At 64.1% G+C, this 12454-nt stretch carries 13 protein-coding genes; 9 read left to right on the top strand and 4 right to left on the bottom strand.

Features of this window, described 5'->3' with window-relative positions; translation table 11 throughout:
* The first annotated feature begins 10 nt into the window (after nt 1-10).
* The 3 genes from SBA_RS08550 to SBA_RS08560 are packed head-to-tail and all read left to right on the top strand — an operon-like array spanning nt 11 to nt 2286.
* The gene (locus SBA_RS08550; protein ID WP_261936551.1) at nt 11-973 is read left to right on the top strand and encodes an alpha/beta fold hydrolase; all 963 of its coding nucleotides are present in this window, start codon (nt 11-13) and stop codon (nt 971-973) included.
* Complete coding sequence (locus SBA_RS08555) at nt 970-2073, top strand: NAD(P)/FAD-dependent oxidoreductase (protein WP_261936552.1); 1104 nt, start codon at nt 970-972, stop codon at nt 2071-2073. Before SBA_RS08550 ends, SBA_RS08555 begins: the two co-directional genes overlap by 4 nt.
* A gap of 36 nt (nt 2074-2109) precedes the next feature.
* A complete protein-coding gene (locus SBA_RS08560; RefSeq protein WP_224547574.1) occupies nt 2110-2286 on the top strand; it encodes a YegP family protein in 177 nt (58 codons plus the stop codon).
* Nucleotides 2287-2295: 9 nt separating this feature from the next.
* On the opposite strand, the gene SBA_RS08565 is transcribed toward SBA_RS08560, so the two are convergent.
* Nucleotides 2296-3600, bottom strand: coding sequence for a lipopolysaccharide biosynthesis protein (locus SBA_RS08565; RefSeq protein WP_261936553.1), 1305 nt, complete (start codon nt 3598-3600; stop codon nt 2296-2298).
* Nucleotides 3601-3771: 171 nt separating this feature from the next.
* Between SBA_RS08565 and SBA_RS08570 the strand changes: the two genes are divergently transcribed.
* Nucleotides 3772-4542 carry a phosphocholine cytidylyltransferase family protein gene (locus tag SBA_RS08570; RefSeq protein ID WP_261936554.1) on the top strand — a complete coding sequence of 257 codons (771 nt, stop codon included), beginning with the start codon at nt 3772-3774 and terminating at the stop codon, nt 4540-4542.
* 12 nt (nt 4543-4554) lie between these two features.
* Here the strand turns inward: SBA_RS08570 and SBA_RS08575 are convergent, their stop codons facing one another.
* Nucleotides 4555-6168 carry a bifunctional GNAT family N-acetyltransferase/carbon-nitrogen hydrolase family protein gene (locus tag SBA_RS08575; protein WP_224547571.1) on the bottom strand — a complete coding sequence of 538 codons (1614 nt, stop codon included), beginning with the start codon at nt 6166-6168 and terminating at the stop codon, nt 4555-4557.
* 159 nt (nt 6169-6327) lie between these two features.
* Complete coding sequence (locus SBA_RS08580; RefSeq protein WP_224547570.1) at nt 6328-7548, bottom strand: NADP-dependent isocitrate dehydrogenase; 1221 nt, start codon at nt 7546-7548, stop codon at nt 6328-6330.
* A gap of 160 nt (nt 7549-7708) precedes the next feature.
* Between SBA_RS08580 and SBA_RS08585 the strand changes: the two genes are divergently transcribed.
* Complete coding sequence (locus tag SBA_RS08585; RefSeq protein ID WP_261936555.1) at nt 7709-8443, top strand: phosphatidylserine decarboxylase; 735 nt, start codon at nt 7709-7711, stop codon at nt 8441-8443.
* Nucleotides 8444-8496: 53 nt separating this feature from the next.
* Nucleotides 8497-9225, top strand: a complete 729-nt coding sequence (locus tag SBA_RS08590) for a CDP-alcohol phosphatidyltransferase family protein (RefSeq protein WP_261936703.1) — start codon at nt 8497-8499, stop codon at nt 9223-9225.
* A 27-nt stretch (nt 9226-9252) separates the two neighbouring features.
* Here SBA_RS08590 and SBA_RS08595 read toward each other — a convergent pair whose 3' ends face one another.
* On the bottom strand, nt 9253-9480 hold the full coding sequence (locus SBA_RS08595) for a hypothetical protein (protein WP_261936556.1): 228 nt from the start codon (nt 9478-9480) through the stop codon (nt 9253-9255).
* Nucleotides 9481-9737: 257 nt separating this feature from the next.
* Between SBA_RS08595 and rpsB the strand changes: the two genes are divergently transcribed.
* The 3 genes from rpsB to pyrH all read left to right on the top strand — a co-directional run bounded on the left by rpsB (nt 9738) and on the right by pyrH (nt 12453).
* Entirely contained in the window at nt 9738-10496 is a 759-nt protein-coding gene (gene rpsB / locus SBA_RS08600; protein WP_120250538.1) for a 30S ribosomal protein S2, read from the top strand.
* A gap of 96 nt (nt 10497-10592) precedes the next feature.
* Entirely contained in the window at nt 10593-11519 is a 927-nt protein-coding gene (gene tsf / locus SBA_RS08605; RefSeq protein ID WP_224547565.1) for a translation elongation factor Ts, read from the top strand.
* A 208-nt stretch (nt 11520-11727) separates the two neighbouring features.
* On the top strand, nt 11728-12453 hold the full coding sequence (gene pyrH / locus SBA_RS08610) for a UMP kinase (protein ID WP_224547564.1): 726 nt from the start codon (nt 11728-11730) through the stop codon (nt 12451-12453).
* Nucleotide 12454 lies beyond the last annotated feature (1 nt).

Raw genomic sequence — 12454 nt, forward strand, 5'->3', positions numbered from 1 at the left:
AAGCGTAACCATGGGGCCAATGGATTCACCCGATTTCCCGACTGCCGCTTTCGACCGGCGCGCCTGGCCGATGGGCGGGCGGCTGGACTATTGGACGGCGCCCGATGGCTGGCCGATCCGGCGCTACCGGCTGGGGTCCGGCGCGCGCGGGCGGATGCTGGTACTGGGCGGTCGCGGCGACATGATCGAGAAATATCTGGAGGTCATCCACCATTGGGCGGCGCGCGGCTGGGCCGTGACCAGCTTCGATTGGCGCGGCCAGGGCGGATCGGGGCGGCTGACGGACGATCCGTTGTGCGGTCACATCGGCGATTTTGCGGAATGGATCGCGGATTTGAACGCCCTGGCCGCCGAGTGGCGGGCGGAGGGCGAAGGGCCGACTGCGATGGTGGCGCATAGCATGGGCGGCCATATGCTGTTGCGCTCGCTCGCCGAAGGGATGCCGTCGCCCGATGCGGCCGCGGTGGTTGCGCCCATGCTTGGCGTCCATAGCGCGCCGCTGCCGCGCTGGCTGGCGGTGGCGATCGCCCGGCTGATGGTAAGTTCCGGTCGGGGCGAACGCGCCGCCTGGACGCAGAAGGAGCAGTCGGAGCGGCAGCGGCGGATGCGTCAGAAGCGACTGACCCACGATCCCGATCGCTATGCCGACGAAATCTGGTGGCGCGATCATAGCCGGGACATCGCGCTGGGACCGCCGAGCTGGAATTGGGTGTTGCAGGCGCTGGAATCGACGAAGGTGCTGGCGGAGGGCGACGCCATTGCCGGCATCTCCACGCCCCTGCTGATTCTCGCGACAAAGGCGGACCAGCTTGTGTCCACGCCCGCCATCCTCAACGTCGCGGGACGGATTGCGGGTGCGCGGTTGCATGTCTATGGCCGGGAGGCGGCGCACGAGATATTGCGCGAGCTGGATCCGGTGCGGCGCGATGCGTTGCACCGGATCGATGCTTTCCTGGACAAGGTTGCCTGTTGAATCATCCCGACATCGTCATCATCGGCGGCGGCATCGCCGGGGCGAGCCTGGGCGCCCATCTGGCGGCCGACGCCAGCGTGCTGATCCTGGAAATGGAAGATCGGGCGGGCTATCACGCCACTGGGCGTTCGGTCGCCTTCTGGGAGGAAACCTATGGCGGGACGGTGGTGCAACCGCTGACCACCGCGTCGGGACCGTTGCTCGCTGCACCGGACCCTGATTTTCATGACGGCGCGTTCCTGTCGCCGCGGCAGACGCTCCATATAGGCCGGGCAGGGGACGAAGCGCGGTGCGATGCGCTGCTCGCCCGGTTCACCGGCAAGGTCGATCTGCAACGCGTCGATCCGGCTGCAATGGTGCCGGGGCTGCGGCCCGGGTGGACGCTGGGCGTGTTGGAGGCGAGCTGCCAGGACATCGACGTGGCGGCGCTTCATGCCGCTTATCTCCGCCGGTTCCGGCGATCGGGCGGCGACGTCCGCCTCTCCACCCGGCTTGTGGCTGGCCAAGCCAATGCCGATGGCTGGCGGATCGAGACGAGCGAGGGGGCGATCCAGTGCGGTCTGCTGGTTGACGCAGCGGGCGCCTGGGCGGATGATGTCGCGATCGCCTGTGGCGTCGCCCCGATCGGTATCCGGCCATTGCGGCGGACCGTGGCGCAACTGCGCGTGCCCACGATGCCCTCCGCCGACCTGCCGCTGGTCATGGACCTGTCCGAACGCTTCTATTTCAAGCCGGAAGGGCAGGGGCGGTTGTGGTTGACCCCGCATGATGAGGAATGGTCGCCGCCCTGTGACGCCGCACCGGAGGAGCTGGCGGTGGCGCAGGCGATCGCACGCTTCGAGGAAGCGGTCGACTGGCCGATCGCGGCGGTCGAGCGGAAATGGGCTGGATTGCGCAGTTTTGCACCCGATCGCGCGCCCGTCTATGGCTTCGATCCCGATGTTCCCGGCTTCTTCTGGTTTGCCGGGCAGGGCGGCTTCGGCATCCAGACCGCGCCCGCTGCGGCGCTGCTGGCGAGCGCGCTGGTGCGTGGCGAAACGCCGCCGGCGGTTCTTGCCAGTCTCGATTCGTGCGCCTATTCTCCGGTCCGGTTTCGCTGACGAAACGAGTCCAGCGGCCCAGTCTGGAGATAAGTCATGGCGCATAAGTTCGTGATCGAGAAGAACAAGGCCGGTGAGTTCGTCGCCAAGTTCAAATATAATAGCGAAGTGATCTTCTGGACCGAAGGCTATGCCAGCAAGGCCGGCGCGAAGAATGCGATCGAATCGGTGTTGAAGAACGGCCCCGGCGCACCGGTCGAAGAAGCCGAATGATCGACACGGTCAGCCGCGCATGGCGCGACGGCTGGCCAGCCCCATCATCGCAAAACCGGCAAGCGCGGCGAGGACATTGGCAATCGCCGCGCCTCGGGTGCCATAGAGTGGCAGCAGCGCCGACTGCAGGCCCAGCAAGAGCAAGGTCGAGACGAAGGTGATGCGCAGCGACAGGCCCGCCCGGTCGGTCGCCATCAGCAGCGGGCGATAGCTGACTCCCACCAGGTCGATGCAGGCCGCGATGCCCAGCAGCAGCAGCAGCGGATAGGCGGGCAGGAAATCCTTGCCCGCGATCAGGCCCAGCAGGGGATGGCCGATCGTCACGATCAGGCCGATGATTACCGCGCCTGCTACCAGCGCCAGCCGGTTTGTCCGGCGAAACAGGGCGCTCAAGGCGTCTTTCCCGTGCGTGCTGGTGCGCGCCAGTTCGACGAAGATGCTGCGCGACAACAGGCTGCTGATCTTGGTCAGCGAATTGGCGAGCTGGTTGGCGAGGCGATAGAGGCCTGCGCCAGCCGGGCCGACGAAGCCACCGACGATCAGCACCGCCACCTGCTGGCCGATCGAGGACAGGCTGGTCTGCAAGTTGGTGGCGGTCAGGAAGCCGACGATGCCGGGATTTTCCGCCCGTGCATCCAGCGCCCGGCCCGCACGCCAGCTGCCGATCCGTCCGTGTCCGACCTTCAGCGCGAGTTGCCAGTAGCTCAGGGCGCAGAGCAGTTCGGCAAAGGCCCAGGCGATCAGGAAGCCGCTGATGTCAGGCATGACCGCCAGCGCCACGCCGGCGCCGATCATCCGTCCGACGGGGATCATGGTTTCGGCAAAGGCGGCCGAATCGAAGCGGTCGAACAGGCGCAGCACCCCGGTCGGGCTGGAGCGGATGGTGATCATCATCACCATGCAAAAGGCCCAGACCTGCCACCCCATGTCCGGTCCGATGCCGAGCAGGTCGCCGAACAGCAGGATGATGGCCGCGGCGATCAGTCCGCCCGCGACCGCCGAGGCGAGGTCGATCAGGATGCAGAAGCGCAGCACGCGGTTCAGGGCGTCGCCATTTTCTTCCGCCAGGTGCGGCTGGCCGTAGCGCACCACGATCTGCCAGCTGTCGAAGCTGACCAGCGTCTTGATGACGTTGGCGGCGCTCAGCACCAAAGCGAAACGGCCGAAATCGGCCACGCCCAGCGTGCGGGTGACGATGGCGAGATAGGCGAGGCTGAGTACTGCGCCCACGCCCTTGCCGCCCAGCAGCCAGCCGGTATTGGCCAGGATGCGGGCGAAACCGTCCCCCGCCGCGCCCGATCCGCGCTTGAACATCGTGACTCCGTCTAGCCAAAAAACCGTTCGTCCTGAACCTGCCGAAAGAAGGCGGCTTCGACAGGTTCAGCCCGAACGGGCGTGGTGCTATTGCAGCGGCCTTTAGGCGAGCGACCGAACTAGTGCAAACGCCGCCTTTTTTTCGGCCAAATTGGCTTCTAAAGCGCGCCCATGACGATCACCAAAGCCATCATCCTGTCCGCCGGCCAGGGTTCGCGCCTTCTGCCGTTGACCCGCGACGTGCCCAAATGCATGATCGAGTTCAACGGCCGCACCCTCATCAGCTGGCAGATCGCGGCGCTGGTCGCCAATGGCGTGACCGACATCGTCGTCGTCACCGGCTTCCGCACCGAACGGGTCGAAGATCATGCGCTGCAACTCTATCGCGAGACGGGCGCGCGCATCCGCTGCGTGTTCAATCCCTTCTTCCAGGTCGCCGACAATCTCGGCACCTGCTGGATCGTGCGGGAGGAAATGGACCGCGACTTCATCATCCTCAACGGCGACACCATCATATCGGACGAGATCGTCGCACGCCTGATCGCAGGTGCGCGGGACGCCATCACTGTCACCGTCGATGTGAAGGCCGACGGCGACTATGACGATGACGACATGAAGGTGAACCGCGATAAGACCGGACGCCTGCACCATATCGGCAAACGGTTGCTGCCACCCGACACCAATGCCGAATCGATCGGGATGCTGGCCTTCACCGGTGAAGGCCCGGCGATCTTCCGCAACCAGATCGACCAGATGATGCGTACGCCCGAAGGCGTCGAACGCTGGTATCTGCGCGCCATCGACATCATCGCAAAGGGCAACCGCGTCGGCACCGCCTCGATCGAGGGGCTGGAGTGGCAGGAGGTCGATTTCCATCAGGATGTCGACGCCGCCAGGGCGTTGACGGCCAAGTGGGTTGCCGAGGATCGCTACGGACGATAGGCGGCGCGTTTTTTAGCCGCCGCCCGGCGAATTATGTCCGCCCGCCGGCACAGGTCCGCCGCTGGGCGCATGGCTGTGGTCGGGGTTGCTGTCCCATTCGATATGATAGAGGTCGAAGCGGCGGTCGCGCAGGTTGCGGACGGTGCCTTCGGCCCGCGCCCAGCTGAGGTCGGCGAGGTTGACGTCCGCCATCGTCAGCGTTTCGACATTCTCGGTTGATTCCGCGGCGATGCCGTCACGCGCGAAGGGCAGGTCGCAGGGGGTCAGGATTGCGCTCTGGGCGTACTGAATGTCCATATTGTCGACGTTCGGCAGGTTGCCGACATTGCCCGACATGACGACATAGCACTGATTTTCAATCGCGCGGGCCTGCGCGCAATAGCGCACGCGCATATAGCCCAGGCGCGAGTCGGTGCAGAAGGGGACGAAGATGATGCGGGCACCCTGATCGACCAGGCGGCGGGCGAGTTCGGGAAATTCGCTGTCGTAGCAGATCAGCACGCCGATCGGGCCGCAGTCGGTCTGGATCACGTCGAGGGAGTCGCCGCCCTTGATGTTCCACCAAAAGGCTTCGTTGGGGGTCGGGTGGATCTTTTCCTGGGTATGGACCGAACCGTCGCGCAGCGCGACATAGGCGATATTCTGGATATCGCCATCGTCGGCGCGGGTCGGGTGGGAGCCGCCGATGATGTTGATATTATATTCCAGCGCCATCCGCGTCAGTTCCTTGGTCAGGCGCGGGGTGTAGCCGGTCAGCTTGTCGATCGCCTCCATGGGATTGAGCTTCTTGGTTTCGAACGACAACAGCGGCAGGGTGAAAAGTTCGGGGAAGATGATGAAGTCAGACCGATAATCGGCGGCGACATCGACGAAATATTCGATGTTGCGGATGAATTCGTCGAAATCCTGCACGGCGCGGGCCTGAAGCTGGCAGGTGGCGAGGCGGACGCTTTCGACGCCGCGGGGGACGCGCATTTCGGGCGCTTCGTCGGGGTCCACATAGGGGTTGCGCCAGACCAGATGGGCGGCATGGCCGTCCGACTGCTTGTCTTCGGGCAGATAGTTTTCGAGGACGCCCAGTGGTTCGAACTGGTTCTTGAGCTGGAAGCTGACGACCTGGTCGCGAATCTTGCCCTGGACGACCTTGTCCAGATAGTCCTTGGGCCCTTCCACCTTGCGCTTGGTGCGCAGATAGCCTGGCATCCGGCCTGCGATCACGATGCCGTGCAGGTCGAGCTGTTCGGCCAGTTCCTTGCGTTCGTCATAGAGGCGCTGGCCGATGCGCAGGCCGCGCAATTTGGGATCGACCGCCATTTCATAGCCATAAAGCCATTCGCCCGCGGCGCTGTGGCGGGTGCCGAAGCCGTTGGCGGTGATCTCCTCCCAGTCATGATGGGCAAAGGCCATGCCCTTGCTGACCCGCATCGTCGCGCAATAGCCCACGACCTTGGCGTCGTAGAGGGCGACGAAACAGCCGTCGGGGAAATTGTTGATCTGGCCGCGGACGGTGGCGGGGGAATAGTTGGGCATGCCGGGATAGACGCGGGCGATCAGCCGCAGGATCGCGCGCACGTCGGTCGGGACGGCCGTGCGGACCTCCAGGCGTTTGCGGGTGGCTGTCGTCATCGGGTCGTCTCCTGCTATTTTACCCGGAATAGATCGCAACCGCTATGTGGTTGGCTTCCGGCCCGGCGGCTGGATATGGAAAAGGCGACGCCGGGTGTCCGGCGCCGCCTCGTTCCGTTTCCGTACTGAAAGCCTGAGCGGCTTAACAGTTCCCGTCTTTTAGGCCCAGCTGGCCATTTCCTTCTCCAGGTTGACGCGGATCTGTTCGAAGAACTGTTCCGTGGTCATCCAGGCCTGATCCGGGCCGATCAGCAGCGCCAGATCCTTGGTCATCGCGCCGTCCTCGACGGTCTTGATACAGACGCGCTCCAGGGTTTCGGCGAACTTGGTGACGTCTGGGGTGTCGTCGAACTTGCCGCGGAAGGCCAAGCCCTGCGTCCAGGCGAAGATCGAGGCGATCGGGTTGGTCGAGGTCGCCTTGCCCTGCTGATGCTGCCGATAGTGGCGGGTGACGGTGCCGTGCGCCGCTTCCGCCTCGATCGTCTTGCCGTCGGGCGACATCAGGACCGAGGTCATGAGGCCGAGCGAACCGAAGCCCTGCGCAACGGTGTCCGACTGGACGTCGCCGTCGTAATTCTTGCAGGCCCAGACGAACTTGCCGCTCCACTTGAGCGCGGAGGCGACCATGTCGTCGATCAGGCGATGTTCGTAGACGATGCCCGCCGCCTTGAACTTGTCGGCGAATTCGGCGTCGAACACTTCCTGGAACAGATCCTTGAAGCGACCGTCATAGGCCTTGAGGATGGTGTTCTTGGTCGACAGGTAGAGCGGCCATCCACGGTCGAGCGCATAGTTCATGCTCGCCTTGGCGAAATCGCGGATCGACTGGTCCAGGTTGTACATCCCCATGGCGACGCCGGCCGAGGGGAAGTCGAACACTTCCTTATCGATCTTCTGGCCATCTTCGCCGTCCCATACCAGGCGCAGCTTGCCGGGGCCGGGGACCAGGAAGTCTGTCGCCTTATACTGGTCGCCGAACGCATGACGGCCAACGACGATCGGGTCGGTCCAGCCGGGCACCAGGCGGGGCACGTTCTTGATGACGATCGGTTCGCGGAAGACGACACCGCCCAGGATGTTGCGGATGGTGCCGTTGGGCGACTTCCACATCGACTTGAGGTTGAATTCCTCGACGCGCTGTTCGTCGGGGGTGATGGTGGCGCACTTCACGCCGACGCCATATTCCTTGATCGCGTTCGCGGAATCGATCGTGATCTGGTCGTTGGTTTCATCGCGCTTCTGGACGGACAGGTCGTAATATTTCAGGTCGATGTCGAGATAGGGGAGGATCAGGCGCTCGCGGATCCATTCCCAGATGATCCGGGTCATTTCGTCGCCGTCAATTTCAACGACGGGGTTTTTCACCTTGATCTTGGCCATAGCGCCTGTTTGCCTTCTTGCTGCTGGGTGGAATATGGGGACGCCCTAGGCAAAGCGGCGGCAATGTTCAACCGTGGAAGGGCAGGAATCTGCCGCGCATGGAGCCAGCGGCGGGATCGGTCGTTGTCACGGCATTAGTCTCTCCCTAAAGACGGTGGCCATGAACAATGAAGAGATCCCGATTGCCGCGGGCGGCAATGTCAAATGGCGCTTTCCTTCGGTCCATCCGGAGGGGATGAAATTCGGCCTGATCGCGGTTGCGATCACCGGCGTCCTGTTCCTGCTGGGATGGGAAATCGTGGGTTGGCTGATGGTGCTGGTGACGATCTGGGTCTTCGCCTTCTTCCGCGATCCGGTGCGCGCGGTGCCACAGGATGAAGGCGCGATTATCGCCCCCGCCGACGGCCTGGTGACTCTCATCCAGCGCGTGCCGCCGCCGCGCGAGATGGCCGGCGTGAACGGTTTGGGCGACCAGCCGATGATCCGCGTATCGATCTTCATGAGCGTGTTCGATGTGCATATCAATCGCACGCCGATCGGCGGAACGATCAAGTCGGTCGTCTATATTTCAGGCAAGTTCCTGAACGCGGACCTGGACAAGGCGAGCGAGGATAATGAGCGCCAGCATATACTGGTCGAGCGCCATGACGGTGTGAGCATCGGCTTCACCCAGATTGCGGGCCTGGTGGCGCGCCGGATCGTGCCGTTCGTCAAGCCCGGCGACATGGTCGCGGCCGGGCAGCGCATCGGCCTGATCCGCTTCGGCAGCCGGGTTGACGTGTATCTGCCCGCCGGGACCGCGCCACGCGTGACCCTGGGCCAGCGCACGGTCGCGGGCGAGACGATCCTGGGCCAGATGGGCGACGCGCGGGTTATTGCGGGTATCCAGCAGTGAGTCGCCAGCGGCGCGCCGTGCCGCGCGGGTTGCGCCGGGGCATCACCTTGCGGATGCTCGCGCCCAATGCGGTCACGGCGATGGCTTTGTGTTTCGGCCTGACCGGGGTGCGATACGGCATTTCGGGGGAATGGGAGCGGGCGGTGCTGTCCATCCTGTTCGCGGGCGTGCTGGACGGGCTGGACGGGCGGATCGCCCGGCTGTTGCGGGGGGAGAGCCGGTTCGGCGCGGAACTGGATTCGCTGTCCGATTCGATTGCGTTCGGGGTCGCTCCGGCGCTGATCCTCTATCTCTGGTCGCTTTACGCCATGCCGAAATTCGGCTGGATCTTCGCCCTGGCCCATGCGCTGTCCTGCGCGCTGCGGCTGGCGCGGTTCAACGCGGCGATCGATGCGGACGAGCAGCCGCACAAGTCGGCGGGCTTCCTGACCGGCGTGCCTGCGCCTGCGGGGGCGGGGCTGGCCTTCGTGCCGCTCTATCTGTGGCTGGTGACGGGCGAGGATATTTTCCGCGCCTGGTATGTGGTGGCGCCCTGGGCAGCCTTTGTCGCGTTCCTGATGATCTCCAACATCGCGACCTATAGTTGGTCGGCGCTGCGGCTGCGCAAGCGCATCCGACTGGAAGTCATCGCCTTCGCCGGACTGCTGGCGGCGCTGCTGGTGACCGATCCCTGGCTGACCTTGCTGCTGATCTGCGGCGTCTATGTCGCGCTGATCCCGTTCGGGATTATGTCCTACGCCAAGGTCAGGCGGCAGCGCGAGAGCGCTGCAGCGACGCTGTAAGAGCGGGGCTGGCTACGTTCCTGCGTTTCAGGCGGCGAGGGCCGAACTCGTCAAGATCGTCGTGGTCCGACGGATGGGCTGTGCGGCACGGGGCCGGCGCACACGCAGATGATAGACCGGCGGATTATGAGGGATGGGCTCGAACTGGAGCGCAGCCACCATCTTGTCATGATAATGGGCGAACATCCAGACGATGGTGCCCATGGCCAGAAGGAAGGCGGCGGAGAACAGGGTCGCTGCAACTAGAGTGAACATCGTCGATCACTTTCCATCTTGCCATTTGCACGGCAGGCCTCATTATGACGGTGTAAACAGGCGTTAACCGTATTTGTTCCGTCTGTTCCCTTTATGTTCCATTTTTGGAACGTCGTCAACCCTTGCAATTGCTTTTTTCCGCGTCTAAAGGCGCGACCATTCCACATGGGAATCGACATATCCGGTGCCGGAGACGCCTTTGAGGCTGTTTTTCGCGTTCCTGATTCCCAGAGGTCAAACCGGAAGGAGACACTATTATGGCGGCACCTGTCGTCACCATGCACCAATTGATCGAGGCTGGCGCCCATTTCGGCCACCAGACCCACCGTTGGAACCCGCGCATGAAGCCGTACATCTTCGGCGAGCGCAACGGCATCCACATCCTTGACCTGTCGCAGACCGTGCCCCTGTTCGGCCGCGCGCTTGACTTCGTGTCGGGCACCGTCGCCGCCGGCGGCAAGGTGCTGTTCGTCGGCACCAAGCGCCAGGCGCAGGACCCCATCGCGGACGCCGCCCGCAAGTCGGGCCAGCATTTCGTCAACCATCGCTGGCTGGGCGGCATGCTCACCAACTGGAAGACCATTTCGGGTTCGATCAAGCGCCTGAAGACCCTCGAAGAGAAGCTGTCGGGCGACACCCACGGCTTCACCAAGAAGGAAGTGCTCCAGATGACCCGCGAGCGCGAGAAGCTGGAATTGTCGCTCGGCGGTATTCGCGACATGAACGGCATCCCCGATGTCATGTTCGTGATCGACGCGAACAAGGAAGAGCTGGCGATCAAGGAAGCCAACACGCTGGGTATTCCGGTCGTTGCGATCCTCGATTCGAACGTGTCGCCCGACGGCATCGCCTTCCCGGTTCCGGCCAACGATGACGCCAGCCGCGCCATCCGCCTCTACTGCGATGCGATCGCCGCCGCCGCCACCAAGGGCAATCGTGGTGCGCAGCAGGCGTCGGGCGTCGATCTGGGCGCGCTGGACGAGCCGGCCGCCGAAGAGATCGTTGCCGAAGCCTAAGAGCGTCGCACGACTGCAAGAATGACAGGCTAGGGCGCGCTCTTCGGAGACGCGCCCTCCTGCATATTTTGAAACATCCCTATTAGGAGCCGAAACATGGCCGAGATTACCGCTGCCGCCGTCAAGGAACTGCGCGACCGTTCGGGTGCGGGCATGATGGATTGCAAGAAGGCGCTCACCGAAGCCGGTGGCGACATCGAAGCGGCAACCGACTGGCTGCGCGCCAAGGGCCTGGCCGCCGCGCAGAAGAAGTCGAGCCGCACCGCCGCTGAAGGCCTGGTCGGCGTCGCCGTCGCCGGCACCAAGGGCGTCGCCGTCGAAGTGAACAGCGAAACCGACTTCGTGGCCAAGAACGATCAGTTCCAGGACTTCGTCCGCACTGTTTCGGCGATCGCGCTGGACAATGGCGCGGCCGATGCCGAGGCGCTGACCGCAGCGGCCTATCCTTCGGGCGGCACCGTTGCTGAAAAGCTGGTCGCCAACATCGCCACCATCGGCGAGAACCAGAATGTCCGCCGCGTCGCACAGGTCGAAGTGTCGCAGGGCGTCGTCGTGCCTTACGTCCACAACGCCGCGGCGCCGGGCCTGGGCAAGATCGGCGTGCTGGTCGCGCTGGAAGGCGACGCGCCCGCCGACGTGCTGGAGCCGCTGGGCAAGCAGTTGGCCATGCACATCGCGGCCGCTTTCCCGCTGGCCCTGTCGGCCGCCGACATCGACCCGGCGCTGCTGGAGCGTGAACGCGCCATCGCCGCCGAAAAGGCCGCCGAATCGGGCAAGCCCGCCGAGATCGTCGCCAAGATGGTCGACGGTGCGGTCGCCAAGTTCGCCAAGGAGCAGGCCCTGCTGTCGCAGCTGTTCGTGATGGACAACAAGACCCCGGTCGCCGACGTCGTCGCCAAGGCGGCGAAGGATGCCGGCAAGTCGATCACGCTGAAGAGCTATGTCCGCTTCCAGCTGGGCGAAGGCATCGAGAAGGAAGTCAGCGACTTCGCGGCGGAAGTCGCGGCCGCCGCCGGCGTCTGATCACAAGCCAAGCATTATCGAATGAGGGAAGGGGAGTGGCCACGGGGCCGCTCCCCTTTTGCTTGCGCCGCGCACGTGCGACATCCATTCTGCACATATTCTCCATCGGGCAGGCGGCATTCCGGCAACAATCGCCCTTCACATCGCGGCTTTGCGCCCCTAATGTCCGGCCGCTTTCCCTGCCAATGATCAAGGATTCTTGCCCCGCATGACCCGGCCTGCCTACAAGCGTATCCTGTTGAAATTGTCCGGCGAAGTGCTGATGGGGCAGGGGCAGTTCGGTATCGAGCCCGAAACCGTGGCCCGTGTCGCCGGCGAAATCGCTGCGGCCAAGGATGCCGGTTTCGAGATCTGCGTCGTCGTGGGCGGCGGCAACATCTTCCGCGGCCTGGCTGGGGCTGCGGCGGGGTTCGACCGGGCGAGCGCCGACTATATGGGGATGCTGGCCACCGTCATGAACGCGCTGGCGGTGCAGAACGGGCTGGAGAAGCTGGGGTACGACACCCGCGTCCAATCGGCGATCCCGATGGCGTCGGTGTGCGAGCCCTATATAAGGCGCAAGGCCGAGCGGCATATGGAGAAGGGCCGGATCGTCATCTTCGCCGCCGGCACCGGCAGCCCCTATTTCACCACCGACACCACCGCAGCGCTGCGCGCGGCCGAGATGAACTGCGATGCGCTGTTCAAGGGGACCAGTGTCGATGGCGTCTACAACGCCGATCCCAAGAAGGTCGCCGATGCGGTCCGTTACGACAGCATCAGTTTCGACCAGGTGCTGAACGATAATCTCAAGGTGATGGACGCCAGCGCCATCGCCCTGTGCCGCGAAAACAACATTCCCATCGTCGTGTTCAACATCCGCGAAACCGGTAATCTGGCCACCGTGCTGGCCGGGCAGGGTGTCGCGACGATCGTCCAGAATCAGGAGAGCTAAT

It is taken from the genome of Sphingomonas bisphenolicum (assembly GCF_024349785.1).
GTDB classification, from domain to species: domain Bacteria; phylum Pseudomonadota; class Alphaproteobacteria; order Sphingomonadales; family Sphingomonadaceae; genus Sphingobium; species Sphingobium bisphenolicum.